Genomic DNA, 26,819 nt, shown 5'->3' on the forward strand with positions numbered 1-26,819 from the left:
GAACGTACACCGGACAGGGAAATACCGGACATTGGGCAATGTGCTTTCACATAAGTTCTTACACTTGTAGCGGGAAACTTAAAACTTGGCGCCGCGAAGCCCTATAATGCGCGCCGGTTTTTGGGGTAATGGTCATGAGTACAGAAGATCCGCGGTTTGCTGGCATCGCCCGCTTGTATGGCATCGAAGGCCTGGAGCGCTTGAAAGCCGCCCATGTGGCGATCGTCGGCGTCGGCGGCGTCGGTTCCTGGGCGGCGGAAGCCATGGCCCGATGTGGAGTGGGCGAGATTTCGCTGTTCGACCTCGACGACGTTTGCGTCAGCAACGCCAACCGTCAGTTGCATGCACTGGACAGCACCGTCGGCAAACCCAAAGTAGAGGTGATGGCCGAGCGCCTGCGCGGCATCAACCCGGACTGCACGGTGCACGCCGTGCCGGACTTCGTGACCCGCGACACCATGGCTGAATACATCACGCCGAACATCGATTGCGTGATCGACTGCATCGACAGCGTGAATGCGAAAGCGGCGCTGATCGCCTGGTGCAAGCGCCGCAAGATCCAGATCATCACCACCGGCGGCGCGGGCGGGCAGATCGATCCGACGTTGATCCAGGTGTGCGACCTCAACCGTACATTCAATGACCCGCTGGCCTCGAAAGTGCGCTCCACGCTGCGTCGCGACTATGGCTTCTCGCGCACCGTGACCCGCCATTACAGCGTGCCGTGCGTGTTCTCCACCGAGCAGCTGCGCTATCCGAAGCCGGACGGCAGCATTTGCTTGCAGAAGAGTTTTGTTGGCGACGGCGTGAAGCTCGACTGCGCCGGTGGCTTTGGCGCGGTGATGATGGTGACGGCGACGTTTGGCATGGTCGCGGCGACCAAGGCGGTGGACAAGATTGTGGCGGGGGTGCGGCGGCCGGCGGAGCGCATTAAGCCGCAGGTCTGAGTTGTGTGGGCTGCGAAGCAGCCCCGTTACTGAGCCAATTCCCGCATACGCTGAAGCACGGCATTCAATCCGTTACTGCGCGACTGCGACAACTGCCGCCCCAGCCCCAACTGGTTGAACCACTGCGGCAAATCCACCTGCTGCAACTCAATCGCCGATAAGCCATTGACCCGCGCCAGCAGCAACGCCACCAACCCACGAATCAACCGCGCATCGCTGTTGGCGCTGAATTGCCAATGGCTATCGCGTAATTCGCCCACCAGCCACACCTGGCTTTCACAGCCGTGCACGCGGTTGGTCTCACACATTTGCACATCGCTCAGCGCAGGCAAACGCTCGCCCCACTGCATCAGTAATCGCGCGCGTTGTTCCCAACCAGCGGCAGCCTCAAAGGTTTCAAGCGCCGTGACGGCATCGGCAGGCAAGTTCATCGCAACAACTCCAGCGCCTGATCCAGCGCCTCAAAGAACCGCTCAAGGTCCTCGGAATCGTTGTACAGCGCCAACGACACCCGAATCGCCCCGGCGAGCCCGAGGCCTTTAAGCAACGGCATGGCGCAGTGATGACCCGCGCGCACCGCGATGCCTTGCTCGGTCAGCAAATGCGCCAGATCCGAGTTATGCACACCCTCGATGGTGAAGCTGGCCAGCGCCAGATGCGGCTTGCCGAGCAAGCGAATGCCGTTGCGTGCCTCAAGACCTTTGAGCAGATAGTCGTGCAGCGCCGCTTCATGGGCAGACACGGCGTCCTGATCGAGCCCGGCGAGATAATCCAGGGTCGCCCCCAGGCCGATCACACTGGCGATTGGCGGTGTTCCCGCCTCGAAACCCAATGGGGCCGGGCGAAAACGTGCGTCGTGGTAATTAGCGTCCAGCACCATCTCGCCACCGAACTGCCAAGGCCGCAATTGTTGCAACGCTTCACTGCGGCCGAACAACACACCGACGCCATCGGGGCCGTAGAGCTTGTGGCTGGAAAATACATAAAAATCACAGCCCAGCGCCTGCACGTCATGGCGACCATGGACCACGCCTTGTGCGCCATCGATCACGGTCAACGCGTTGTGCGCCTTGGCCATCGCCAGCAACTCAGGCAGAGGCTGCCAGGCGCCGATCACGTTGGACAATTGGCTGATGGCCAGCAGACGGGTGCGCGGGCCGATCAGGTCGGCGGCGGCTTCAAGGTCGATCACACCGTCGGCATCCAGTGGCAGGATCACCAGTTTCAGGTCGCGACGGTGCACCAGTTGCTGCCATGGCAGCAGGTTGGCGTGATGCTCCAGGGCGCTGATGACAACTTCATCGCCTGGATGGAAGAGGTGTTCCAGGCCATAGGCCAGGAGGTTCAGCGCAGAAGTGGCGCCGTGGGTAAAGATAATCTGTCCGCGGTCACCGGCATTGAGCCATTGCGCGACTTTGCGGCGGCTGTCCTCAAAGGCCTGGGTAGCGTGAGCGCCGGGCAGGTGTTGCGCCCGATGTACGTTAGCTGCGCCGTTGGCGTAGTAATGCGTCAGGGCATCCAGCAGGGCTTGAGGTTTTTGCGTGGTGGCGGCGTTGTCCAGATAGGTCTGGCCTTGCCGTTGCAGGGCGGCGATGGCCGGAAAATCGGCGCGCCAGGGAGAGGGAATCATCATGCTATCGGGCCCTGGTGAACATGGGCGGGGTGTACACGGCACCTTGTGGGAGCGAGCCTGCTCGCGATGGCGTCCGTAAGGCCGCCAAAAAGCATCGCGAGCAGTCTCGCTCCCACAGGTGCCTGCGGCACTCAGTTGTGAGCGTGCAGCGCTTCGTTCAGTTCGATCGCCGATTTGTGGGTTTTGCATTCCACGGCACCGGTTTCCGAATTGCGACGGAACAGCAGGTCGGTCTGGCCAGCCAGTTCACGGGCCTTCACCACTTTGACCAGCGTGTTGTTCTCGTCCAGCAGCGCCACTTTGGTACCCGCGGTCACGTACAGGCCGGACTCAACGGTGTTGCGGTCGCCCAGCGGGATGCCGATACCGGCGTTGGCGCCGATCAGGCAGCCTTCACCCACCTTGATCACGATGTTGCCGCCGCCGGACAGGGTGCCCATGGTCGAGCAACCGCCGCCCAGGTCCGAACCCTTGCCGACGAATACGCCAGCGGATACGCGGCCTTCGATCATGCCCGGGCCTTCGGTGCCGGCGTTGAAGTTGATGAAACCTTCGTGCATCACGGTGGTGCCTTCGCCCACGTAGGCACCCAGGCGCAGACGCGCTGCGTCAGCGATACGCACACCGGCCGGAACCACGTAGTCGGTCATTTTCGGGAACTTGTCCACCGAGAACACTTCCAGCAGCTCGCCACGCAGACGGGCTTCCAGTTGATGCTCGGCCAGTTCGGACAGGTCGATCGCGCCCTGGCTGGTCCAGGCCACGTTCGGCAGCAGCGGGAAGATGCCGGCCAGGTTCAGGCCATGCGGCTTGACCAGGCGATGGGACAACAGGTGGAGCTTGAGGTACGCCTCGGGGGTCGAAGACAGTTGGGCGTCTTCAGCCAGCACGGTGGCGACCAGCGGCTTGTGACTTTCGGCCAGACGGGTCAGCAGAGCGGCCTGGGCAGCGTCGACGCCTTTGACGGCGTCGGCCAGTTGCGAAGCCTGGGCGGTGGTGAAAGCGATGGCCTGGTTGCCTTCGCTGTAGCCCAGGATCGGAGCGATGGCAGCAACCAGTTCGACCGCCGGGTTGAGCAGTGGCTGTGCGTAAAACACTTCCAGCCATGCGCCTTGACGGTTTTGCGTGCCGACACCAAAGGCCAGGCTGAATGGGGTAGTGGACATGTTGATACCTCTAACAAATTGAACGGGCTGCTTACTTGAGTGCGGCCGCGTAGATATCTGGCTTGAAGCCAATCAGGGTTCGGTCACCGAGATCGAGCACCGGGCGCTTGATCATCGAAGGTTGTGCGAGCATCAGTTCAATGGCTTTCGACTGGTCGAGATCGGCTTTGCGTTCGTCGTCGAGCTTGCGAAAGGTCGTGCCTGCACGGTTCAACACCACTTCCCAGCCGTGCTCGTTGCACCATTGGGTCAGGTGTTCGCGGTCTATACCGACCGCTTTGTAATCATGGAAGTCATAGCTGACAGCGTGTTCATCGAGCCAGGTGCGCGCCTTTTTCATGGTGTCGCAGGCTTTGATGCCGAAAAGGTGCAACGTTTTGCTTGAAACGGTCAAGGAATTGCCCCCTTTACAGGTGCTGGAGAAAAAAGGTGTCGGATTATGCCATGACCGGATGGTTTCGCGGCGCTTGAGGTCGATTTCCCGCAAAAGGGACTGCAACATAGGTACAACGGTCTGAAGCATCCTAAGCGGCTAATATGGCAGTTCAATGCTGTCGATTGTCTGAGATTTCCGCTTTATGCAAACCGCTTATACCGTCCTGATTCTGTTGATGCTGGTCGGCGTTTCACGCCTGATCGGACGGGTGGTGCCGCTGCCATTGCCGCTGGTGCAGATTGCCGCCGGCGCCTTGCTCGCCTGGCCGACCCTGGGCCTGCATGTCGCGCTCGACCCCGAACTGTTCCTGTTTCTGTTCCTGCCACCGCTGCTGTTCTCTGACGGCTGGCGCATGCCCAAGCGTGCGTTCTGGCACCTTCGCGGGCCGATTCTGACGCTGGCCGTGGGGCTGGTGCTGTTCACCGTGGTCGGTGCCGGCTATTTCATTCACTGGCTGTTGCCCAGTGTGCCGCTCCCGGTCGCGTTTGCCCTGGCTGCCGTGCTGTCGCCGACGGATGCGGTCGCCGTTTCTGCAATTGCCCGCAATCGCCTGCCAACGCCGTTGATGCACATTTTGCAGGGTGAAGCGTTGATGAACGATGCCTCGGGTCTGGTGACGTTCAAGTTTGCCCTGGCTGCTGCGGTGACCGGTGTGTTTTCGCTGGCCAATGCCAGTGTCACTTTTGTTCTGGTCGCGGTCGGCGGCCTGGCGATCGGTGTTGCTTTGAGCTGGCTGGTCGGGCGTCTGCGCGCGTGGATGATCGCCCGCGGCTGGGACGATCCGGCCACGCACGTGGTGTTCATGTTGCTGTTGCCATTTGCCGCCTACGTGTTGGCCGAACGGGTGGGCGCGTCCGGCATTCTTTCAGCGGTGGCGGCGGGGATGATGCAGAGCTGGCTCGATCTGCTGCCGCGCCAGACCAACACCCGTCTGCTCAATCGCAGCGTTTGGTCATTGCTCGAGTTCGCGTTCAATGGGCTGATCTTTCTGTTACTGGGCTTGCAGTTGCCGGATATCGTCAAGGCCGTGACCAGTCACGAAACCTCGTTGTGGCCGACGTTGCTGTATCGCGGGCTGGACGTGGTGGCGATTTTTCTGGTGCTGCTGGCCCTGCGCTTCGTTTGGGTGCAGAGCATTTGGCGCTTGTCGGTGCTGCTGCGGCGTCTGCGAGGCAAGGGTGAAGTGACCCAGGTACCGACCGCGCGATCCTGTTGGTTGTTGACGGTCGGCGGGGTGCGCGGTGCCGTGACGCTGGCGGGTGTGTTGTCCGTGCCGATGCTGATGAGCGGTGAGGTGTTTCCGGAGCGCGACCTGCTGATTTTCATTGCCGCCGGGGTGATCCTGTTGTCACTGATCGTGGCGTGTATCGCATTGCCCATTTTGTTGCAGGACATCGAAGCAAGCCCTGATGACAAGCGGCGCGATGAAGTGCGCGATGCCTGGCGCAAAACCGCTGAAGCGGCCATTCATGCGCTGGAAACAGAAGAGGTGAACCCGCAGGACGCCGCCCAGGCAGCATTGGCTGCAGAACTGAAAGCGCGGATCATGTCCGAATATCGCTATCAACTGGAGGTATTCAACGATTCGGCGGAAGCGCAGGCTCTGGCGTTTCAGATGGACTTGCTTGAGCGGCGTCTGCGATTGAAGGCGCTGCGGGCGCAGCGCCTGGAGTTGTACAGCCTCAGTCGTCACCACCAGATTGGTGATGACGTGTTGCGGGAAGTATTGGGGGAGCTGGATTTGAGTGAGGCCAAGTTGGGTGTGGTGAAGTAACGGCGACAGCCTGCTCAATCATCAATAGCGTGTTTAAGGATAAGCTTTGCGAGCAGCCGCTTTGTCACCTTCACTAAGCTGGAGGTTCACCGGCTGCTCCCAATCGCCGATGGTACAAATGTTCAATACGTCGTAATGCATGATCGAGTGGCGATCATAGGGTTCATAGGTTTGGCTGGCATCGCGGGGAAGAGGGAATACAGCGCCGTCAACAAGCGCTCTGGACCACCCGAATTCCAGAGCGTATTGCTGGTAAGTTTTTTCTCTGTTCCATGGAATGCTGGCGTCGGGGTGTTGGTGCTCATGGAGAAACCCGAGAGCGTGCCCGAACTCGTGGAGGACAAGTGCTTCATAACCGATAGAAGTGTAGTTCATCCCCAACTGCATCGTGTGCAAATAAGCAGGTACGGTGAGTGCGTCGGTGCCGATGGATGAATAGCCAGTTCTATTTGATAGTGGTGTCAGGTAAATCCGAATGTCGCCCTCGTAAAGTTCATCGTTGTCAGGGAGTTCTATGAATTCGAATTTTAAATTAACGTAGGGCAGCCATTTTTCAACGGCGTTCTTTACGATGTCGAAACCTCCATCCTGATGATCGGTTATGGCGATTTTTAATGTTCTTCCCGGTTTCCAGTATTTTGTGTGGTCGCTCACCGTCCTTTTATTGCGTCCGGAGTAAGCAGGGCCGTTGGCTGGGTTTTCGCTGATCGCCGCTTCATAAGACAGTTGGTTATTAACGGGTGGCTTGATCAGGCAGGGGGGTGCCGTTGTCATAAATAACTTCCATGTTTGTTATTTTTTAAAAAAATGGGTGTGTGAATCTGTTGGTTGTTTTATTGGGTCTTTTTGATCTGCTTGTTTAGTTTGTCGGGTGTTGGTTGGATCGTAAGTTATGAGTTTGACTTGTGCCAGTTTAATGCTGTTGCTTGATATTTATTCAAGCCTGCACGGCATTGCGCCGAGCAGGCTTAGTTTAAAATTAGATGAGGTTTATTTCCGGCGAATAATAAAGTCTCGAATACGCTCGGCGGCTTCGACACACTCCGCCAGCGGCGCAACCAGTGCCATGCGAACACGTCCAGCACCAGGGTTGGCGCCCTGGACATCCCTCGACAGGTAGGATCCCGGAACCACAGTCACATGTTCTTCAACGAACAGGTCGCGGCAGAATGCTTCATCATCACCTTCAACATTCGGCCACAGGTAAAAACCACCGTCCGGACGTTGCACGTCCATGACCGGGCTGAGAATCTCCAGCACCGCATCGTATTTCTCGCGATACAACGCACGGTTAGCGCGTACATGCACTTCGTCGTTCCACGCGGCAACGCTGGCCAGTTGTGTTTGAACCGGCATCGCGCAGCCGTGGTACGTACGATAGAGCAGGAAGCCTTTGAGAATATCTGCGTCACCCGCGACAAAGCCCGAACGCAGGCCGGGCAGGTTGGAACGCTTGGACAAACTGTGGAACACCACGCAACGCTTGAAGTCCTTGCGACCCAGTTCCACGCAGGCGCTGAGCAGCCCTGGCGGCGGGGTTTGTTCGTCGAAGTACAGTTCGCTGTAGCACTCGTCAGCGGCGATCACGAAGTCGTATTCGTCAGCCAGGGCGATCAGCTTCTTCAGCGTGTCGACGGGAATCAACGCGCCCGTCGGATTACCCGGCGAGCACAGGAACAGGATCTGGCAGCGTTTCCAGATGTCCGGCGTGACTGCGTCGAAATCCGGATTGAAGCCGTTCTCGTCCAGGCACGGCAGGTAATGCGGTTTGGCCCCGGCGAGAAACGCCGCGCCCTCGTAGATTTGGTAGAACGGGTTCGGGCTGACCACCAGCGCATCGTCGCCACGGTTGACCACGGTCTGGGTGAAAGCGAACAGCGCCTCACGGGTGCCGTTGACCGGCAGCACGTTGCGCGCCGGGTCGAGCCAGTCGCTCGGGACGCTGAAGCGGCGCTCGCACCAGGCGGCAATGGCTTCACGCAGCTCAGGGATGCCGAGAGTGGTCGGGTACACCGCCATTTTTTCCAGATTGCTGGCCAGTGCCTCGGCGACGAAGCTTGGCGAGCGGTGCTTCGGCTCGCCGATCGACAGCGCGATAGGGCGCTTGTCCGGGGTCGGCGTGACGCTGCCGAGCAGGGCGCGGAGCTTTTCGAACGGGTAGGGCTGAAGCTGGGACAGGGCGTTGTTCATCGATCGATCTCGTTCAATGTGAAGACCTCACTCTGTAGGAACGCCGCCCGCAGCAAGCCGGCGCCTACAGAGGCGGAAATGTGTTGGTTCAGATACTGATGCGCGACAGTTTGATATCGGGTTCCTGGCTCACACTCAACTGCTCGACGATTGCATCCTGTAACCGACTGCACAGCAGCGGATCGGACAGCGGGTGGTTGTTGGCGTCGGTGATGAAGAATACGTCTTCCACGCGCTCGCCGAGGGTGGCGATCTTGGCGTTCTGCAGCGACAGGTCGAACTCCAGAAATATCGTACCGATTCGCGCCAGCAGGCCGGGGCGGTCGGGCGCTGTAAGCTCCAGCACGGTCACTGGGCGCTGAGCATCGTTGTGGATCGTCACCTGCGGCGCAAAGGCGAAATGCTTGAGCTGGCGCGGCACCCGTCGCTGGATGATGGTCGGATAGTCGTCAGGATTGCGCAGGGCTTCGGTCAGGCCGTCACGAATCTGTTTGACCCGTGCCGGATTGTCGCCGATCGAGTCGCCGTCGGTGTCGAGCACGATGTAGGTGTCGAGGGTGAACTGGCTGCTGGATGTGATGACCCGGGCGTCGTGAATGTTCAGGTTGAGCTGGTCCATCGCGGCCACGGTCACGGCGAAGAAGTCGTGCTGGTCCGGCGCATAGATGAAGATCTGCGTACCGCCCTCGAATTCCCGTTGCGTGGTTTCCTTGATCAGCACCAGCGGTCCGCCGTCTGCCGGCTGCTGGAGGATCGCATCGCTGTGCCAGGCGACATCGCCGGCGGTGTGACGCAGGAAATAGTCATCGCCCAATTGTGCCCACAATTGCTCGACGTCATCCGGATCGGTGCCGCCGCGCACCAGAATGTCCAGGGCTGCGCTCTGGGTCTGGCGGATCTGCTCTTCGCGATCCACCGGGTTCTCCAAGCCGCGACGCAGGGCGCGCTTGGTCTCGGTGTAGAGCTGGCGCAACAGGCTGGCGCGCCAGGAATTCCACAGTGTCGGGTTGGTGGCGTTGATGTCGGCCACGGTCAGCACGTACAGGTAGTCGAGGCGGGTTTCATCGCCTACGGTCTGGGCGAAATCGTGAATCACCTGCGGATCGGACAAGTCCTTGCGCTGGGCGGTGGTCGACATCACCAGGTGGTTCTGAACCAGCCAGACGATCAGGCGGCTGTCCCACACCGGTAACTGGTGGCGCTGGCAGAAAGCCTCTGCGTCCACAGCGCCAATTTCCGAATGATCGCCGTGCCGGCCCTTGCCGATGTCGTGGTACAGCCCCGCCATGTAGATCAGCTCGGGCTTGGGCAGCTTGGCCATGAGCTTGGCGGCCAGCGGGAATTTTTCCGACACCTGGGTGTACTGCAACTTACGCAGGTGTTTGATCAGGTTCAGCGTGTGGGCATCGACCGTATAGATGTGAAACAGGTCATGCTGCATCTGCCCGACGATGAAGCCGAACTCCGGCAAATAACGCCCGAGGATGCCGTAGCGATTCATCCGGCGCAGGTTGCGATGGATGCCGATCTTGCACTTGAACAGCTCGATGAACAGGCTGGTGTTGCGAATGTCGTTGCGGAAGTCATCGTCGATCAGGTGACGATTCTCGCGCAGCAGGCGAATGGTATCGGCGCGTACGCCCTTGATTTCCGGCTGCTGGGCCATCAGCACGAAGATCTCGAGCATGGCGAACGGCGTACGGCGGAACACATTGTCGTTGCGCGCCTCGATGTAGCCATCGTGCAGCTGGAAGCGCGAGTTGATCGGCTGCGGCGGCGCCTCGTCTTCCGGCGCGAGGATGACTTCCTCGAAGTGCTGGATGATCAAGTCGCTGAGCTGGGCAATGCTCATCACCACACGGAAATACTGCTGCATGAAGTTTTCGACGGCTTGCTTGGCATCGTCACCTTCAAAACCCAGCAGCCCGGCTATGGCGCGCTGGTGATCGAACAGCAGGCGGTCTTCGGAACGACCGGCCAGCATGTGCAGCGCGTAGCGCACCTTCCACAGGAACTCCTGGGAGGAGGCGAGCAGGGCGTTCTCGCTTTCGACCAGGAAACCTTCTCCGGCCAGCGCCCGCAGGTTAAGGGTGCCGTACTCGCGACGGGCGAACCACAGGATCGTCTGGATATCGCGCAGCCCGCCGGGCGAGCCTTTGACGTTGGGTTCCAGGTTGTATTCGGTGTCGTTGTACTTGTGGTGGCGGGCCTTCTGCTCGGCACGCTTGGCCAGGAAGAACTCCTTGCTCGGCCACATGTGAGCAGTGCTGGTGACATCCAGCATGCGCTGACGAAGATGTTCGGGCCCGGTTATGGTCCGGCTCTCCATGAGGTTGGTCACCACCGTCAGGTCGGCGCGGGCCTCGACCGCGCATTCTTCCACCGAGCGAACGCTCTGGCCAACTTCCAGGCCAATGTCCCACAGCAGCGTTAGAAAACGCTCGATGGAATCACGGAAAACTTCGTGGTCGGCGCTGTCGAGCAAAATCAACAGGTCGATATCGGAATAGGGGTGCAGTTCGCCACGACCGTAGCCGCCGACCGCGACCAGCGCGATATCGGCGTCTTCGCTCCAATTGAACTGATCCCAGGCCTTTTGCAGGATATTATCGACGAACCAGGCGCGATCCTCGATCAACCGACGTATATCCCGGCCACTGCGAAAGCGTGCATCGAGCACTTCGCGGGCCTGGCGGATCGCCTTCTTGAAAGCAGCGATGGGGCTTGCCTTCAGGGCCAGTTCAGCCTGGAACTGGCCGCGGTCGAAGAGTTCGGGGTCCACCTGCGGCATCGATTGGCTTTCCTTTCTATAGGCTGGGTTCTGTAACGGGATCAGGCCGAGATGCGGGGGATGGTGTCATCGCTGCGCAGGGTGAAGATCTCGTAACCGGTTTCGGTCACCAGCAGGGTGTGTTCCCACTGTGCCGACAGCTTGCGGTCCTTGGTGATCGCGGTCCAGCCGTCGCCCAACACTTTGGTGTCGGCGCGACCCTGGTTGATCATCGGTTCGATGGTGAAGGTCATGCCTGCCTTCAGTTCCATGCCGGTGCCGGCGCGGCCGTAGTGCAGGATCTGCGGTTCTTCGTGGAATACCTTGCCGATGCCGTGGCCACAGAACTCGCGAACCACCGAGAAGCCGTTCTTCTCAGCGTGCTTCTGGATCACTTCACCGATATCGCCCAGGCGGCAGCCGGGCTTGACCAGCTCGATGGCCTTGTACATGCATTCCTGGGTCACTTGCGACAGGCGCTCGGCCCAGACCGGCACGTTGCCGACGTGGAACATGCGGCTGGTGTCGCCGTGATAGCCGTCCTTGATAACCGTCACGTCGATGTTCAGGGTGTCGCCATCTTTCAGCGGCTTGTCGTTCGGGATGCCATGACAGACCACATGGTTGATCGACGTACAGATCGACTTTGGATAGCCCTTGTAGTTGAGTGGGGCAGGGATCGCTTTCTGCTCATTGACGATGTAGTCGTGGCAGATCTGGTTCAACTGATCAGTGGTAACGCCCGGTTTGACATGTTCGGCAATCATTTCCAGCACATCGGCGGCCAGTTTGCCGGCGATGCGCATTTTTGCGATGTCCTCGGGAGTTTTGAGGGTGACGGTCATACAGGCTCTCTCTGCGCTCGATGGCGCTTTCATAACGAAAAGGGCGTTGCGCAATCGATCTTCGCAGCCCTGAAAAACGCGATTCTATCAGACGATCAGCGCAAATCCGCGCCTCTGTGCATCGCTTCTCTCTATAGAATGGTGCATTCTGGGCGGATTCCAAGGGCAGGAGTATTCCGGTCGCCGGCATTTCAGAATCCGGGTTCCGTTTTTTCCTGCCCTGTGATATAAAATGCGCCGCTTTCCGGGGATGCCCCGAAAAGCCTAAATCCACACACGTGTCGACACGATGACCTGGGTGCCTTCAGCTGATGCTGCTGGTTGGTCATTGGGATACGTGGAGGCCAAACCCGACTTATTAAGGAACTATCATGTCCCAAGTCAACATGCGCGATATGCTGAAGGCCGGTGTGCACTTCGGTCACCAGACCCGTTACTGGAACCCGAAAATGGGTAAATACATTTTCGGCGCGCGTAACAAGATCCACATCATCAACCTCGAAAAAACCCTGCCAATGTTCAACGAAGCTCTGACTTTCGTAGAGCGTCTGGCCCAGGGCAAAAACAAGATTCTGTTCGTCGGCACCAAGCGTTCCGCTGGCAAGATCGTTGCTGAAGAAGCAGCACGTTGCGGTTCGCCGTACGTCGATCACCGCTGGTTGGGCGGCATGCTGACCAACTTCAAAACCATCCGTGCTTCCATCAAGCGTCTGCGTGACCTTGAAGTACAAGCCGAAGACGGTACCTTCGCCAAGCTGACCAAGAAAGAAGCGCTGATGCGCTCCCGTGACCTGGAAAAGCTGGATCGTTCCCTGGGTGGTATCAAGGACATGGGCGGTCTGCCAGACGCTCTGTTCGTTATCGACGTTGATCACGAGCGCATCGCGATCACCGAAGCCAACAAGCTGGGTATCCCGGTTATCGGCGTAGTCGATACCAACAGCAGCCCGGAAGGCGTTGACTACATCATCCCAGGCAACGATGACGCAATCCGCGCTATCCAGCTGTACATGGGTTCGATGGCTGACGCTGTAATCCGTGGTCGCAACAACGTTGCTGGCGGCACCGAAGTTTTCGTTGAAGAAGCTCCGGCAGCTGCAGCTGAGTAATTGACGCCCTGGCGTTGACTCAGTAAGCAAAAAGGGGGCTTGGCCCCCTTTTTGCCACCTCGAAAACCATTTGTCGGCAGCGCAGCTACAGCATTTGTAACGTGCAGCAGCTTACAAGGGTGGTTCGGGAAGAATTGAACGCCCGTTCGATCGGGTGGAATGGTTGATAACCTATCCAAGAGGAATTTTGAAATGGCAGAGATTACTGCAGCGTTGGTCAAAGAACTGCGCGAGCGTACTGGCGAAGGCATGATGGACTGCAAAAAGGCCTTGACCAAGGCTGGCGGCGACATCGAAAAAGCCATTGATGACATGCGTGCTTCGGGCGCCATCAAGGCAGCCAAGAAAGCCGGCAACGTTGCCGCTGAAGGCGCTATCGCCATCAAGGCAGACGACAAGTCCGCCGTACTGCTGGAAGTGAACTCGCAGACCGACTTCCTGGCCCTGCAAGACGACTTCAAAAATTTCGTGGCTGCCAGCGTGGAAAAAGCCTTCGCCGAAAAACTGACCGACGCAGCTCCGCTGATCGCCGCTCAGGAATCGGCTCGTGAAGCCCTGGTGGCCAAAGTTGGCGAAAACGTCAACATCCGTCGCCTGGTTCGCGTTGAGGGTGACGTGGTCGGTACTTACCTGCACGGTAACAAGATCGGTGTTGCTGTTGTTCTCAAGGGCGGCGATGTACAGCTGGCCAAAGAGATCGCCATGCACGTGGCGGCAAGCAACCCTGAGTTCCTGCTGCCATCGCAGGTTTCGCCAGAAGCCATCGAACGCGAGAAGGGCGTTTTCATGTCTTTGAACGAAGACAAGATGAAAGGCAAGCCTGCTGAAATCGTCGAGAAGATGATCGCTGGCCGTATCACCAAGTTCCTGGCCGAAGCCAGCCTGGTAGAGCAAGCTTTCGTGATGAACCCAGAAGTCACCGTTGGTGCTCTGGCCAAGAAAGCCGGTGCTGAAATCGTTTCCTTCACCTACTTCAAAGTAGGCGAAGGCATCGAGAAGCCAGTGGACAACTTCGCAGAAGAAGTGGCTGCCCAACTGGCTGCTGCCAAGCAATAAGACGGTTTTTTAACTGTCGCCCTGAAGAGGCTGCCCGCTCACGCGCGCAGCCTCTTTTCAGATGGGTTGCCAATTTTTTATTTGGTTTCCAGTTGGAACTGGCTTACAAAGCCATGTTCCGATGGCGCTGAAGCAGCGCCAAGCTAGAGTGAGCGCAGCTGAAAACAGCTCGCAAAGAATTTTTTAAAATACGCCGCAGGAGAGATTCGCAATGGCTCAGCAGGGCAGTGGTTATCAGGCTCGCTATAAACGCATTCTACTCAAACTTAGCGGCGAGGCCCTGATGGGCTCGGAAGAGTTCGGGATCGATCCGAAAGTTCTGGATCGCATGGCATTGGAAGTCGGCCAGCTGGTTGGCATCGGTGTTCAGGTCGGTCTGGTGATCGGCGGTGGCAACCTGTTCCGCGGTGCGGCGCTGAGCGCGGCCGGCATGGATCGGGTCACGGGCGACCACATGGGCATGCTGGCCACTGTGATGAACGCTCTGGCCATGCGCGACGCGCTTGAACGTGCCAATATCTCCGCCATCGTGATGTCGGCCATTTCCATGGTAGGTGTGACCGATCACTACGATCGCCGCAAAGCCATGCGTCACCTGAACTCCAAGGAAGTCGTGATTTTCGCGGCCGGTACTGGTAATCCGTTCTTCACTACGGACTCGGCTGCCTGCCTGCGCGCAATCGAAATCGATGCTGATGTCGTACTCAAGGCAACCAAGGTCGATGGTGTCTACACGGCTGATCCATTCAAAGACCCGCACGCCGAGAAGTTCGATCATCTGACCTACGATGAAGTGCTGGATCGCAAGCTGGGCGTGATGGATCTGACGGCCATTTGCCTGTGCCGCGATCACAAGATGCCGCTGCGGGTATTTAACATGAACAAACCCGGCGCCTTGCTGAACATCGTGCATGGCGGCGCCGAAGGAACCCTGATCGAGGAAGTTCAACAATGATCAATGAAATCAAAAAAGACGCTCAAGAGCGCATGCAGAAATCCGTGGAGTCGCTGGCGCACAATTTCGGCCGTATCCGTACCGGCCAGGCGCACCCAAGCATTCTCGAAGGCGTGATGGTGCCGTACTACGGTTCCGACACTCCGATCAAACAAGTCGCCAACATCACCGTTAAAGACGCCCGTACCCTGCAAGTCGTTGCCTTTGAGCGCAACATGCTCGGTGCCGTCGACAAGGCGATCGGTAGCGCAGGTCTGAACCTGAACCCGACCAACCTGGGTGAGTTGCTGCTGATCTCCATGCCGGCCCTGACTGAAGAAACCCGTAAGGGCTTCACCAAGCAGGCTCGCGATGTTGCAGAAGACGCCCGTGTGGCCGTGCGTAACATCCGTCGTGATGCCAACAGCCAGCTCAAGGATCTGGTCAAGGAAAAAGAGATCAGCGAAGACGAAGAGCGTCGTGCGACGGGCGAGATCGACGATCTGACCAAGAAGTACGTGGCTCAAATCGACGCGAACCTGGCGCAGAAAGAAAAAGACCTGATGGCCGTATAAGGGTCGATTTTTCATGGAAAAGACCAAGCAGATTGCGCCCTCCGCGGTGCCGCGCCATGTCGCGATCATCATGGATGGTAATAATCGCTGGGCGAAAAAACGCTTTATGCCGGGTGTCGCCGGGCATAAAGCGGGTGTCGATGCGGTGCGTGCAGTCATCGAAGTGTGTGCTGAGTCAGGCGTCGAGGTATTGACCCTGTTCGCGTTCTCCAGTGAGAACTGGCAGCGCCCGGCCGATGAGGTCAGTGCCTTGATGGATCTGTTCTTCAAGGCATTGCGTCGTGAGGCCAAGCGCCTCAATGACAACAACATCAGCTTGCGAATCATCGGTGATCGTTCGCGGTTTCATCCGGAGCTTCAGGCAGCCATGCGTGAGGCCGAGAACATGACCGCTGGCGCCAACCGTTTCGTCCTGCAGATCGCTGCCAACTACGGTGGCCAGTGGGATATCGCCCAGGCCGCTCAGCGTCTGGCGCGGGAGGTTCAGGCCGGGCATTTGCGTCCGGAAGACATCACCCCGGATTTGCTGCAAACCTGCCTGGCAACCGGAGATCTGCCGTTGCCGGACTTGTGCATTCGCACCGGCGGCGAGCATCGCATCAGCAACTTCCTGCTGTGGCAACTGGCGTACGCCGAGCTGTACTTCTCCGACCTGTTCTGGCCGGACTTCAAACACGATGCCATGCGTAATGCGCTGGCCGATTTCGCATCCCGCCAGCGTCGCTTCGGTAAAACGAGCGAGCAGGTCGAGGCTGGAGCCCGGGTTTAATGCTTAAACAACGAATCATCACCGCGCTGATCCTGTTGCCGATTGCCTTGGGCGGGTTTTTCCTGCTGGAGGGGTCCGGTTTCGCGCTGTTCATCGGGCTGGTCGTGACCCTTGGTGCCTGGGAATGGGCGCGTCTGGCGGGCTTCACCGCTCAGTCTGTTCGCGTTGCCTATGCCGCTATCGTCGCGTTGATGCTGTTTATCATGTACATCCTGCCCGGTCTTGCTCCGTGGGTGCTGGGTGCTTCCGTGCTGTGGTGGGCGATTGCAACCTATCTGGTGCTGACGTATCCGCGCTCCAGCGAGCATTGGGCCAGCGCGGCCTGCAAGCTGGTGATCGGTCTGCTGATCCTGCTGCCCGCCTGGCAAGGTCTGGTGCAGATCAAGCAGCAGCCCTTGGGCAACTGGCTGATCATGGCGGTGATGGTGCTGGTCTGGGGTGCCGATATCGGCGCGTATTTTTCCGGTCGGGCTTTCGGCAAGCGCAAGCTGGCGCCGCAGGTCAGTCCTGGCAAGAGCTGGGAAGGTGTATACGGCGGCTTGGCCCTGAGTCTGGTGATCACCGTGATTGTCGGCTTTGTTCGTGACTGGACCGTTGCCGAACTGTTCAAAGGCCTGATCGGCGCGGCCGTGATCGTGTTCATTTCCGTTGTCGGCGACCTGACCGAAAGCATGTTCAAGCGCCAATCCGGGATCAAGGACAGCAGCAATCTGCTGCCAGGTCACGGCGGCGTGCTGGATCGCATCGACAGCCTGACTGCAGCAATACCAGTGTTCGCCGTTCTGTTGTGGATGGCCGCACCATGAGCCGTCCTCAGCAGATTTCCGTTCTGGGGGCAACCGGCTCGATCGGTTTGAGCACCCTTGATGTCATCGCTCGCCATCCCGAGCGCTATCAGGCCTTTGCATTGAGCGGATTCACTCGATTGAGTGAATTGCTGGCGTTGTGCGTGCGTCATGCACCACGCTTTGCTGTTGTGCCGCAAGCCGCGGCTGCGCGCAGCCTGCAGGACGATTTGCGCGCGGCAGGCCTTTCGACTCGTGTGCTGGTGGGCGAAGAAGGTTTGTGTCAGGTCGCTGCCGATCCTGAAGTGGATGCAGTGATGGCGGCCATTGTCGGTGCAGCAGGTCTGCGGCCGACTCTGGCAGCAGTCGAGGCGGGCAAGAAAATCCTCCTCGCCAACAAGGAAGCGCTGGTCATGTCCGGTGCATTGTTCATGCAGGCTGTGCGCAAAAGCGGCTCCGTACTGCTGCCGATCGACAGTGAGCACAATGCAATATTCCAGTGCATGCCAGCGGATTTTGCCCGTGGTCTCAGCTCGGTTGGCGTGCGTCGGATATTACTGACGGCCTCTGGTGGCCCCTTCCGACAGACGCCCATGGCAGAGTTGGCGCATGTTTCACCTGATCAGGCGTGCGCTCACCCTAACTGGTCCATGGGGCGCAAGATTTCGGTCGATTCGGCCAGCATGATGAACAAAGGGCTCGAGTTGATCGAGGCCTGCTGGTTGTTCGATGCCAAGCCGTCCCAGGTCGAGGTGGTGATCCACCCGCAAAGCGTGATTCATTCGTTGGTCGACTATGTCGATGGCTCGGTTTTGGCCCAGTTGGGTAATCCGGATATGCGCACGCCTATTTCCAACGCACTGGCCTGGCCGGAGCGGATCGATTCGGGTGTGCCGCCGTTGGACCTGTTTGCGGTCGCGCGACTGGATTTCCAGGCGCCGGACGAAGAGCGTTTCCCTTGTCTGCGCCTGGCGCGGCAGGCGGCAGAGGCTGGCAACAGTGCTCCGGCCATGCTAAATGCGGCGAATGAAGTGGCTGTAGCAGCGTTTCTCGACGGACGGGTTCGTTACCTGGAAATCGCGAGTATCATCGAGGAAACCTTGAATCTTGAGCCTGTGGTAGCAGTCGATGATCTCGAGGCAGTGTTCACGGCGGATGCGAAAGCGCGTCTGCTGGCCGAGCAGTGGTTGAGTCGTCACGGGCGATAAGTGCTGCAACGCGTTGGCCCATGCAGCACCGGATAGGAATGCGGAGAAAGTAGATGAGCGCGCTCTATATGATTGTCGGCACCCTGGTGGCTTTGGGTGTGCTGGTTACCTTCCACGAGTTCGGCCACTTCTGGGTCGCGCGTCGCTGTGGGGTCAAAGTGCTGCGTTTCTCCGTAGGCTTCGGCGTGCCGCTGCTGCGCTGGCACGACAAGCAAGGCACCGAGTTCGTGGTGGCTGCCATCCCGCTGGGCGGCTACGTGAAAATGCTCGACGAGCGAGAAGGCGAAGTTCCGGCGGATCAGCTTGATCAATCCTTCAATCGCAAATCCGTTCGCCAGCGTATTGCCATCGTGGCGGCCGGGCCGATTGCCAACTTTCTGTTGGCGTTGGTGTTTTTCTGGGTGCTGGCCATGCTCGGCAGCGATCAGGTGCGCCCGGTCATTGGTGCTGTGGAATCCGGCAGCATCGCCGCCAAGGCCGGCCTGACCGCGGGTCAGGAGATCATTTCCATCGACGGCGAGCCGACTTCCGGCTGGGCGGCGGTGAATTTGCAGTTGGTACGTCGCCTCGGCGAGAGCGGTTCACTGCAGCTGGTGGTTCGTGATCAGGGCTCTTCGATGGAGTCGCCCCGTGAGCTGGCGCTGGATAAGTGGTTGAAAGGCGCCGACGAGCCGGATCCAATCCGCTCGCTGGGTATTCGACCATGGCGCCCGGCACTGCCGCCGGTGCTGGCGGAGCTTGATCCGAAAGGTCCGGCACAGGCTGCCGGGCTGAAGATGGGTGACCGTCTGCTGGCACTGGATGGCAAGGCGCTGGACGACTGGCAGCAGGTGGTCGACACCGTGCGTACGCTTCCTGATACCAAAATCATGCTGCGGGTTGAGCGCGAGGGTGCTCAAATCGACATCCCGGTGACACTGGCTGCCCGTGGCGAGAGCAAGGCGCCCAGCGGATACCTGGGGGCAGGGGTGAAGGCGGTCGACTGGCCACCGGAAATGATCCGCGAGGTCAGCTATGGGCCTTTGGCTGCGATTGGGGAGGGGGCTCGACGCACCTGGACCATGAGCGTGCTGACCCTCGATTCACTGAAGAAAATGTTGTTCGGCGAGCTCTCGGTAAAAAACTTGAGTGGACCGATAACCATTGCTAAAGTGGCGGGCGCTTCGGCCCAGTCGGGCGTTGCTGATTTCCTGAATTTCCTTGCTTATCTGAGTATTAGCCTGGGAGTTCTGAATTTGCTGCCCATTCCTGTGCTGGATGGGGGGCATTTGTTGTTTTATCTGATCGAGTGGGCGCGTGGTCGCCCCTTGTCGGATCGGGTGCAGGGTTGGGGGATACAGATCGGTATCAGTTTGGTGGTCGGAGTGATGTTGCTTGCTCTGGTCAATGATCTGGGTCGTCTGTAACACTTCGCTGAATTGCGAATCTGCCGCATTTTGCGGCAGTTTGTTTATTGCCAGTTGGAATAAGAAAGGACTTCATGAAACGTCTGCTGCTAACTGCGGTTCTCACCGTATTGATGATCGCCGAAGTTCACGCCGAGTCCTTCACTATCTCTGATATTCGCGTCAATGGCCTCCAGCGGGTCTCCGCGGGTAGTGTCTTTGGTGCTTTGCCGTTGAACGTCGGTGAACAGGCGGATGATCGTCGCCTGGTGGAATCCACTCGTGCGCTGTTCAAAACCGGGTTCTTTCAAGATATCCAGCTGGGCCGCGATGGCAACGTCCTTGTCATCACCGTAGTCGAGCGCCCGTCGGTTGCCAGTATCGAGATCGAAGGTAACAAGGCCATCTCCACTGAAGACCTGATGAAGGGCCTCAAACAGTCCGGCCTGGCCGAAGGCGAAATCTTCCAGCGCGCCACCCTCGAAGGCGTGCGTAACGAACTGCAGCGCCAGTACGTGGCCCAGGGTCGCTACTCCGCTACCGTCGACACCGAAGTGGTGCCGCAGCCGCGTAACCGCGTCGGTCTGAAGGTCAACATCAACGAAGGCACCGTTGCGGCGATCCAGCACATCAACGTGGTGGGTAACACGGTCTTCCCTGATGACGACCTGATCGACCTGTTCGAACTCAAGACCACCAACTGGCTGTCGTTCTTCAAGAACGATGACAAGTACGCCCGTGAAAAACTGTCCGGTGACCTGGAGCGTCTGCGTTCCTATTATCTGGACCGCGGCTATATCAACATGGATATCGCTTCGACCCAGGTGTCCATCACCCCGGACAAGAAGCACGTCTACATCACCGTCAACATCAACGAAGGTGACAAGTACACCGTTCGTGACGTGAAGCTGAGCGGTGACCTGAAAGTCCCTGAAGACCAGGTCAAGTCCCTGCTGCTAGTGCAGAAAGGCCAGGTGTTCTCGCGCAAGCTGATGACCACCACTTCCGAACTGATCACCCGTCGCCTGGGCAACGAAGGTTATACCTTCGCCAACGTCAACGGCGTGCCACAGCCGCACGATGACGATCACACCGTGGACATCACGTTCGCGGTCGATCCGGGCAAGCGTGCCTACGTGAACCGTATCAACTTCCGCGGCAACACCAAGTCCGAAGACGAGGTGCTGCGTCGTGAAATGCGTCAGATGGAAGGTGGCTGGGCTTCGACCTACCTGATCGACCAGTCCAAGACCCGTCTGGAACGTCTGGGCTTCTTCAAGGAAGTCAACGTTGAAACACCGGCGGTGCCAGGTGTCGATGATCAGGTTGACGTCAACTACAGCGTTGAAGAGCAAGCCTCCGGTTCGATTACCGCCAGCGTCGGTTTCGCCCAGAGTGCCGGTCTGATCCTCGGTGGTTCGATCACCCAGAACAACTTCCTCGGTACCGGTAACAAGGTCAGCATCGGCTTGACCCGCAGCGAATACCAGAGCCGCTATAACTTCGGTTATGTCGACCCCTACTGGACTGCTGACGGCGTGAGCCTGGGTTACAACGCCTTCTACCGCACCACCGACTACGATGACCTCGACGTCGACGTAGCCAGCTACTCCGTAGACAGCCTGGGTGCAGGCGTGAGTGTTGGGTACCCGATCAGCGAGACTTCGCGTCTGACCTTCGGTCTGACGGCTCAGCAGGACGAAATCAAGACCGGTGTGTACACCGTTGACGAGATCTTCGACTTCGTTGACAAGGAAGGCGACAAATACCTGAACTTCAAGGCTTCGGCCGGTTGGTCCGAGTCCACCCTGAACAAGGGCGTACTCGCGACACGTGGTCATTCCCAGAGCCTCGTGCTGGAAACCACGACGCCGGGCAGCGACCTGTCTTTCTTCAAGCTCGACTACCGTGGCCAGTTGTTCCAGCCATTGAGTGACAACTACACCATGCGCCTGCATACCGAGTTGGGTTATGGCGATGGTTACGGTTCGACCGATGGGTTGCCTTTCTATGAAAACTACTATGCTGGTGGTTTCAACTCGGTTCGCGGCTTCAAGGACAGCACACTGGGTCCTCGCAGTACGCCAAGTACCGGCAAGAACCCTGGCACTGGGGTCGATCCGGACCAGGATCCGCTGCCGTTCGGTGGTAACGTCCTGATCCAGGGTGGCGTGGAAGTTCTGTTCCCGCTGCCGTTCGTCAAGGATCAACGTTCCCTGCGCACTTCGGTATTCTGGGATGTGGGTAACGTGTTCGACTCGTCGTGCTCGGATACCACCAACGCGGATGGCACCAAGTCCAACACCAAGTGCAACGACATCAGCCTGAGCAACATGGCCAGTTCTGTGGGTGTAGGTGTGACATGGGTCACCGCACTGGGTCCTTTGAGTTTCGCGTTGGCCATGCCAGTCAAGAAACCTGATGACGCTGAAACTCAAGTGTTCCAATTCTCCCTCGGTCAGACGTTCTAAGCGTTTGACCCAAGATAACGACAATGGATTTTGTAGGAGTGCATCGTGCGTAAGTTGACTCAATTGGTTCTCCTGGCTTCCGTACTGGTAGCAGGTCCGGCATTTGCCGACATGAAAATCGCCGTCCTGAACTATCAGATGGCCCTGCTGGAATCCGATGCAGCCAAGAAGTACGCTGTGGATGCCGAGAAGAAGTTCGGCCCGCAACTGACCAAGCTCAAGACGCTGGAAAGCAGCGCCAAGGGTATTCAGGATCGTCTGATGGCCGGTGGCGACAAAATGCAGCAAGGCGAGCGTGAGCGTCTGGAGCTTGAATTCAAGCAAAAGGCTCGTGACTTCCAGTTCCAGTCCAAGGAACTGAACGAAGCCAAGGCTGTTGCCGACCGTGAAATGCTGAAGCAGCTCAAGCCGAAACTGGATAGCGCTGTGGAAGAAGTCATCAAGAAAGGTGCTTTTGACCTGGTCTTCGAGCGTGGCGCAGTGATTGATGTCAAGCCTCAGTACGACATCACGCGCCAGGTTATCGAGCGCATGAATCAGCTGAAGTAATCCATGACCGCGACTATAAAGCTCGGCCAATTGGCCGAGTTCCTTGGCGCCACACTGCGTGGCGACCCGGAGAAAGAAATTACTGGGCTAGCCACCTTGCAGGAGGCTGGCCCAGCTCAGTTGAGCTTTCTCGCAAACCCCCAGTACCGTAAATACCTGGCAGGCAGTCAGGCGGCAGCGCTGTTGCTGAAGGCCGCCGATGCTGAAGGTTTTTCCGGTAACGCGCTGGTGGTGCCTGATCCGTATGCGGCCTACGCGCGTATTTCCCACTTGTTCGATCCAAAGCCGAAGGCGGTCGCCGGTGTTCATCCGACGGCAGTGATCGCGGCGGACGCTGTGGTTGACCCGACGGCAAGTATCGGTGCTTTTGCCGTCATCGAAAGTGGCGTGCGTATTGCGGCCGGTACCACCGTTGGCGCGCACTGCTTTATCGGCGCCCGTAGCGTGATCGACGAAGGTGGCTGGCTGGCTCCGCGCGTGACCTTGTACCACGACGTGCGCGTCGGCAAGCGCGTGGTCATTCAGTCCGGTGCGGTACTGGGTGGCGAAGGTTTCGGTTTTGCCAACGAGAAAGGCATCTGGCAGAAAATTGCCCAGATTGGTGGCGTCCTGATCGGCGATGACGTGGAGATCGGCGTGAATACCGCCATCGACCGTGGTGCGCTGGCCGATACCATCATCGGTAACGGTGTGAAACTCGACAACCAGATTCAGATCGCCCACAACGTCCAGGTCGGTGATCACACCGCCATGGCCGCGTGCGTGGGGATTTCCGGCAGCACCAAGATCGGCAAGCACTGCATGCTAGCCGGTGGCGTAGGGCTGGTGGGGCATATCGATATTTGCGACAACGTGTTCATCACCGGGATGACCATGGTGACCCACTCGATTACCGAGCCAGGCGCCTATTCATCCGGCACGGCGATGCAGCCAGCGGCCGAATGGCGCAAAAGCGCGGCACGTCTGCGTCAGCTCGATGACATCGCGCGACGTTTGCGACAGCTGGAAAAGCAAACAGGGGAAGTGACCCCTGGCGGTAATGCTTCATCAGATGGCTGATACCATTTCCATATCAAGTGTGCACAGCCGCTAGACTGCGTCCTTGATTTGCTAGAGGAGTGTGCGTCAGTCGCGCGCTCCCAATCTTTACATAGGCTTCCCCCCGAAATGATGGACATCAACGAGATTCGCGAATACCTGCCTCACCGTTACCCGTTCCTGCTGGTGGACCGGGTCGTGGATCTGGATGTGGAAGGCAAGCGCATTCGCGCCTACAAGAATGTCAGCATCAACGAACCGTTCTTCAATGGTCACTTCCCTGCGCATCCAATCATGCCGGGCGTTCTGATCATCGAAGCAATGGCTCAGGCTGCCGGGATCCTTGGTTTTAAAATGCTCGACGTGAAGCCGGCCGATGGCACGCTTTATTACTTCGTCGGCTCCGACAAACTGCGTTTCCGTCAGCCAGTGCTGCCGGGCGATCAGTTGATCCTCGAAGCCAAGTTCCTGAGCTGCAAGCGTCAGATCTGGAAATTCGAATGCCAGGCTTCGGTCGACGGCAAGCCGGTCTGCTCTGCTGAAATCATCTGTGCGGAACGCAAACTATGAGTTTGATTGACCCTCGTGCAATCATCGATCCGACGGCTGTTCTGGCCGACGGTGTCGAGGTCGGCCCGTGGTCGATCATCGGCGCAGGTGTGGAAATCGGCGAGGGGACAGTGATCGGGCCGCATGTGATTCTCAAAGGCCCGACCCGAATCGGTAAGTACAACCGCATCTACCAGTTTTCGTCGGTAGGCGAAGACACGCCTGATTTGAAATACAAAGGCGAGGAAACCCGCCTGGTGATCGGTGACCACAACGTCATCCGCGAAGGCGTGACGATTCACCGTGGGACCATTCAGGATCGTTCGGAAACGACCCTGGGTGATCACAACCTGATCATGGCATACGCGCACATCGGTCATGACAGCGTCATCGGTAACCATTGCATCCTGGTCAACAACACCGCGCTGGCTGGCCACGTCCACGTTGAAGACTGGGCGATCCTCTCTGGTTTTACCCTGGTCCACCAGTATTGCCATATCGGCGCCCACAGCTTTTCCGGTATGGGCACGGCGATTGGCAAGGACGTTCCAGCGTATGTCACGGTGTTCGGCAACCCGGCCGAAGCCCGTAGCATGAACTTCGAAGGCATGCGCCGTCGCGGTTTCAGCGAAGATGCGATCCACGCCCTGCGTCGCGCCTACAAGGTGGTTTACCGTCAGGGCCTGACAGTTGAGCAGGCTCTCGCCGAGCTGGCCGAACCCTCGATCCAGTTTCCGGAAGTCGCCGTGTTCCGCGACTCCATCCAGTCTTCGACCCGCGGCATCACTCGCTAACCATGGCCAATCTGCGTATTGCGCTGGTAGCGGGTGAGGCTTCCGGCGACATTCTCGGCGCGGGTCTCATGCGTGCGCTCAAGGCGCGTCACCCGGCGGTCGAATTCATGGGTGTCGGTGGTCCGTTGATGCAGGCCGAAGGCCTGAATCCGTATTTCCCGATGGAGCGCCTGTCGGTGATGGGCCTGGTGGAAGTGCTGGGCCGGTTGCGTGAGTTGCTGGCGCGGCGCAAGAAGCTGGTGGCCGACCTGATCGCTGCGAAGCCGGACGTGTTCATCGGTATCGATGCGCCGGACTTCAACCTCAATATCGAACTCAAGTTGCGTCAGGCCGGGATCAAGACCGTGCATTACGTCAGCCCGTCGGTATGGGCCTGGCGGCAGAAGCGGGTACTGAAGATTCGCGAAGGCTGCGATCTGATGCTGACGCTGTTTCCGTTCGAAGCCAGATTCTATGAAGAAAAGGGTGTGCCGGTGCGGTTCGTCGGGCACTCCCTGGCTGACGCCATTCCGCTGCAGGCTGATCGTGCCGCCGCTCGTGCCGAGCTGGGCTTGCCTGACGGGCCGCTGGTCGCGCTGATGCCGGGCAGTCGCGGCGGTGAAGTCGGCCGCCTCGGTGCGCTGTTTCTTGATACCGCCCAGCGCCTGCGGGCCTTGCGCCCCGGCGTCAGGTTCGTCATGCCGTGCGCCAGTCCTGAGCGTCGTGCGCAGCTTGAAGAAATGCTCGCCGGCCGCGACCTGCCGCTGACCTTGCTCGATGGCAAATCGCACCTGGCCCTGGCCGCCTGCGATGCGGTACTGATCGCTTCCGGAACGGCGACGCTTGAGGCCTTGCTGTACAAGCGGCCGATGGTGGTGGCTTACCGCCTGGCACCGCTGACGTTCTGGATTCTCAAGCGGATGGTGAAAAGCCCTTACGTGTCCCTGCCGAACCTGCTGGCCCAGCGTCTGCTGGTGCCCGAGTTGCTGCAGGACGATGCGACGGTCGAAGCGCTGGCCCAAACCTTGTCGCCGCTGATCGAGGGTGGCGAAGAGCAAACCCGTGGCTTCGATGAAATTCACCGGACCCTGCGTCTGGATGCCTCCAACCAGGCGGCGGATGCCGTGCTCAACCTGATCGGCGACGTACAATGAGTAAGACAAGCATGCAGATGGGGCTGGATTTCACCTTGGTCGCCGAAGTTGAAGAATTGGTTGCCGGTGTCGACGAAGTCGGTCGCGGGCCGCTCTGTGGCGCGGTGGTCACGGCTGCCGTGATTCTCGATCCGAATCGGCCGATCCTCGGTTTGAACGACTCGAAGAAGCTCACCGAAGCCCGGCGCGAGAAGCTTTACGACGAGATCTGCGAAAAAGCCCTGAGCTGGTGCATCGCTCGCGCCGAAGTCGAAGAAATCGATGAACTGAACATCCTGCATGCCACCATGCTGGCCATGCAGCGCGCCGTCGCCGGGCTGCACATCCAGCCGAAACTGGCGATGATCGACGGCAACCGTTGCCCGAAATTGCCGATGCGCGCCGAAGCGGTGGTGCAGGGCGACGGCAAGGTTCCGGCCATCGCTGCGGCGTCGATTCTGGCCAAGGTCAGCCGCGACCGTGAAATGGCCGCGTTTGAATTGATCTATCCGGGTTACGGCATTGGCGGCCATAAAGGCTACCCGACACCCGTTCATCTGGAAGCGCTGTCACGCTTGGGGCCTACCCCGATCCACCGCCGTTCGTTTGCCCCGGTACGCCTCGCTTACGAAGCTCGGGAAAGCCTGATCGAGAGTTAATCTCAAGCTGATTTTTTCTACCAAGGCCCGGTACAATCCGGGCCTTGTTGTTTTCATGACTTAAC

General features: G+C 58.8%; 25 protein-coding genes. 17 read left to right on the forward strand and 8 right to left on the reverse strand.

Annotation, left to right across the window (positions count from 1 at the left end; all coding sequences use genetic code 11):
- The first annotated feature begins 128 nt into the window (after positions 1 to 128).
- Complete coding sequence (gene tcdA, locus BVK86_RS12535; protein ID WP_075946732.1) at positions 129 to 947, forward strand: tRNA cyclic N6-threonylcarbamoyladenosine(37) synthase TcdA; 819 nt, start codon at positions 129 to 131, stop codon at positions 945 to 947.
- Between the two features lie 26 nt (positions 948 to 973).
- On the opposite strand, the gene BVK86_RS12540 is transcribed toward tcdA, so the two are convergent.
- The 4 genes from BVK86_RS12540 to BVK86_RS12555 all read right to left on the reverse strand — a co-directional run bounded on the left by BVK86_RS12540 (position 974) and on the right by BVK86_RS12555 (position 4,140).
- Complete coding sequence (locus tag BVK86_RS12540) at positions 974 to 1,378, reverse strand: SufE family protein (RefSeq protein WP_075946733.1); 405 nt, start codon at positions 1,376 to 1,378, stop codon at positions 974 to 976.
- Positions 1,375 to 2,580: an aminotransferase class V-fold PLP-dependent enzyme gene (locus BVK86_RS12545; protein ID WP_075946734.1), complete on the reverse strand. Its 1,206-nt coding sequence runs from the start codon at positions 2,578 to 2,580 to the stop codon at positions 1,375 to 1,377. The genes BVK86_RS12540 and BVK86_RS12545 overlap by 4 nt, the downstream gene beginning before the upstream one ends.
- A 131-nt stretch (positions 2,581 to 2,711) precedes the next feature.
- The gene (gene dapD, locus BVK86_RS12550) at positions 2,712 to 3,746 is read right to left on the reverse strand and encodes a 2,3,4,5-tetrahydropyridine-2,6-dicarboxylate N-succinyltransferase (protein WP_075946735.1); all 1,035 of its coding nucleotides are present in this window, start codon (positions 3,744 to 3,746) and stop codon (positions 2,712 to 2,714) included.
- 31 nt (positions 3,747 to 3,777) lie between these two features.
- Positions 3,778 to 4,140, reverse strand: a complete 363-nt coding sequence (locus BVK86_RS12555; RefSeq protein ID WP_008057297.1) for an ArsC family reductase — start codon at positions 4,138 to 4,140, stop codon at positions 3,778 to 3,780.
- 184 nt (positions 4,141 to 4,324) lie between these two features.
- Here BVK86_RS12555 and BVK86_RS12560 point away from each other — a divergent pair, with 184 nt between their 5' ends.
- Positions 4,325 to 5,956, forward strand: a complete 1,632-nt coding sequence (locus tag BVK86_RS12560) for a Na+/H+ antiporter (protein ID WP_075946736.1) — start codon at positions 4,325 to 4,327, stop codon at positions 5,954 to 5,956.
- A gap of 33 nt (positions 5,957 to 5,989) precedes the next feature.
- On the opposite strand, the gene BVK86_RS12565 is transcribed toward BVK86_RS12560, so the two are convergent.
- From BVK86_RS12565 to map, 4 genes are all read right to left on the reverse strand, one after another.
- A complete protein-coding gene (locus tag BVK86_RS12565) occupies positions 5,990 to 6,730 on the reverse strand; it encodes a M12 family metallopeptidase (RefSeq protein WP_075946737.1) in 741 nt (246 codons plus the stop codon).
- Positions 6,731 to 6,946: 216 nt separating this feature from the next.
- On the reverse strand, positions 6,947 to 8,146 hold the full coding sequence (gene dapC, locus BVK86_RS12570; RefSeq protein WP_075946738.1) for a succinyldiaminopimelate transaminase: 1,200 nt from the start codon (positions 8,144 to 8,146) through the stop codon (positions 6,947 to 6,949).
- 88 nt (positions 8,147 to 8,234) lie between these two features.
- Positions 8,235 to 10,937 carry a [protein-PII] uridylyltransferase gene (locus tag BVK86_RS12575; protein WP_075946739.1) on the reverse strand — a complete coding sequence of 901 codons (2,703 nt, stop codon included), beginning with the start codon at positions 10,935 to 10,937 and terminating at the stop codon, positions 8,235 to 8,237.
- Positions 10,938 to 10,978: 41 nt separating this feature from the next.
- Entirely contained in the window at positions 10,979 to 11,761 is a 783-nt protein-coding gene (map, locus tag BVK86_RS12580; RefSeq protein WP_075946740.1) for a type I methionyl aminopeptidase, read from the reverse strand.
- 371 nt (positions 11,762 to 12,132) lie between these two features.
- On the opposite strand from map, the gene rpsB reads away from it, so the two are divergent.
- The 15 genes from rpsB (at position 12,133) to rnhB (ending at position 26,754) form a co-directional block, all read left to right on the forward strand.
- A complete protein-coding gene (gene rpsB, locus BVK86_RS12585) occupies positions 12,133 to 12,870 on the forward strand; it encodes a 30S ribosomal protein S2 (RefSeq protein WP_008057307.1) in 738 nt (245 codons plus the stop codon).
- 192 nt (positions 12,871 to 13,062) lie between these two features.
- A complete protein-coding gene (gene tsf / locus BVK86_RS12590) occupies positions 13,063 to 13,926 on the forward strand; it encodes a translation elongation factor Ts (RefSeq protein ID WP_075946741.1) in 864 nt (287 codons plus the stop codon).
- A 211-nt stretch (positions 13,927 to 14,137) separates the two neighbouring features.
- Positions 14,138 to 14,881, forward strand: a complete 744-nt coding sequence (gene pyrH / locus BVK86_RS12595; protein WP_003198235.1) for a UMP kinase — start codon at positions 14,138 to 14,140, stop codon at positions 14,879 to 14,881.
- Positions 14,878 to 15,435, forward strand: a complete 558-nt coding sequence (gene frr, locus BVK86_RS12600) for a ribosome recycling factor (RefSeq protein WP_075946742.1) — start codon at positions 14,878 to 14,880, stop codon at positions 15,433 to 15,435. Before pyrH ends, frr begins: the two co-directional genes overlap by 4 nt.
- A gap of 13 nt (positions 15,436 to 15,448) precedes the next feature.
- Positions 15,449 to 16,204: a polyprenyl diphosphate synthase gene (gene uppS / locus BVK86_RS12605; RefSeq protein WP_075946743.1), complete on the forward strand. Its 756-nt coding sequence runs from the start codon at positions 15,449 to 15,451 to the stop codon at positions 16,202 to 16,204.
- Positions 16,204 to 17,010 carry a phosphatidate cytidylyltransferase gene (locus BVK86_RS12610; protein WP_075946744.1) on the forward strand — a complete coding sequence of 269 codons (807 nt, stop codon included), beginning with the start codon at positions 16,204 to 16,206 and terminating at the stop codon, positions 17,008 to 17,010. The genes uppS and BVK86_RS12610 overlap by 1 nt, the downstream gene beginning before the upstream one ends.
- Entirely contained in the window at positions 17,007 to 18,197 is a 1,191-nt protein-coding gene (gene ispC / locus BVK86_RS12615) for a 1-deoxy-D-xylulose-5-phosphate reductoisomerase (protein ID WP_075946745.1), read from the forward strand. Before BVK86_RS12610 ends, ispC begins: the two co-directional genes overlap by 4 nt.
- Positions 18,198 to 18,250: 53 nt before the next feature.
- On the forward strand, positions 18,251 to 19,603 hold the full coding sequence (gene rseP / locus BVK86_RS12620) for a sigma E protease regulator RseP (protein ID WP_075946746.1): 1,353 nt from the start codon (positions 18,251 to 18,253) through the stop codon (positions 19,601 to 19,603).
- A gap of 74 nt (positions 19,604 to 19,677) precedes the next feature.
- A complete protein-coding gene (bamA, locus tag BVK86_RS12625) occupies positions 19,678 to 22,053 on the forward strand; it encodes an outer membrane protein assembly factor BamA (protein WP_075946747.1) in 2,376 nt (791 codons plus the stop codon).
- Positions 22,054 to 22,098: 45 nt separating this feature from the next.
- Positions 22,099 to 22,602 carry an OmpH/Skp family outer membrane protein gene (locus tag BVK86_RS12630; RefSeq protein WP_007990260.1) on the forward strand — a complete coding sequence of 168 codons (504 nt, stop codon included), beginning with the start codon at positions 22,099 to 22,101 and terminating at the stop codon, positions 22,600 to 22,602.
- A 3-nt stretch (positions 22,603 to 22,605) separates the two neighbouring features.
- Positions 22,606 to 23,661: a UDP-3-O-(3-hydroxymyristoyl)glucosamine N-acyltransferase gene (gene lpxD, locus BVK86_RS12635; RefSeq protein WP_075946748.1), complete on the forward strand. Its 1,056-nt coding sequence runs from the start codon at positions 22,606 to 22,608 to the stop codon at positions 23,659 to 23,661.
- Between the two features lie 108 nt (positions 23,662 to 23,769).
- The gene (gene fabZ, locus BVK86_RS12640; RefSeq protein ID WP_007907157.1) at positions 23,770 to 24,210 is read left to right on the forward strand and encodes a 3-hydroxyacyl-ACP dehydratase FabZ; all 441 of its coding nucleotides are present in this window, start codon (positions 23,770 to 23,772) and stop codon (positions 24,208 to 24,210) included.
- The gene (lpxA, locus tag BVK86_RS12645) at positions 24,207 to 24,983 is read left to right on the forward strand and encodes an acyl-ACP--UDP-N-acetylglucosamine O-acyltransferase (RefSeq protein ID WP_075946749.1); all 777 of its coding nucleotides are present in this window, start codon (positions 24,207 to 24,209) and stop codon (positions 24,981 to 24,983) included. Before fabZ ends, lpxA begins: the two co-directional genes overlap by 4 nt.
- 2 nt (positions 24,984 to 24,985) lie before the next feature.
- A complete protein-coding gene (gene lpxB / locus BVK86_RS12650) occupies positions 24,986 to 26,116 on the forward strand; it encodes a lipid-A-disaccharide synthase (protein WP_075946750.1) in 1,131 nt (376 codons plus the stop codon).
- Between the two features lie 11 nt (positions 26,117 to 26,127).
- Positions 26,128 to 26,754, forward strand: a complete 627-nt coding sequence (rnhB, locus tag BVK86_RS12655) for a ribonuclease HII (protein ID WP_139315768.1) — start codon at positions 26,128 to 26,130, stop codon at positions 26,752 to 26,754.
- Positions 26,755 to 26,819 lie beyond the last annotated feature (65 nt).

It is taken from the genome of Pseudomonas reinekei (assembly GCF_001945365.1).
In the GTDB taxonomy this organism is placed as follows: Bacteria; Pseudomonadota; Gammaproteobacteria; order Pseudomonadales; family Pseudomonadaceae; genus Aquipseudomonas; species Aquipseudomonas reinekei.